General features: G+C 68.0%; 1 pseudogene. It reads right to left on the minus strand.

Annotation, left to right across the window (positions count from 1 at the left end):
* Nucleotides 1–215 (minus strand): annotated as a pseudogene (locus EXE45_RS19170) (site-specific integrase); the annotation flags it as partial.
* Nucleotides 216–228: the final 13 nt, after the last annotated feature.

Raw genomic sequence — 228 nt, forward strand, 5'->3', positions numbered from 1 at the left:
TCGCCCTCCAGCGTCACCGGCGCGACCTCGCCGGCGCGGATCTCGTAGTACTCGTCGAAGTCGAGCCCACGGAGCTCGCCGACGCGCTTCAGGTCGATCCCGTAGCACCACTCGCGGAACAGCTTGAGGCGGTACTTCCACGCCTCGACGCTCGAATCGGTTGAGTCCGACCGGCGGCGGCGGAGATACCGCTGGATGGCCCGCCGGATGAACATCTCCGACGGCTCC

This window comes from Halorubrum sp. SP9 (assembly GCF_005435015.1).
GTDB lineage: Archaea > Halobacteriota > Halobacteria > Halobacteriales > Haloferacaceae > Halorubrum > Halorubrum sodomense.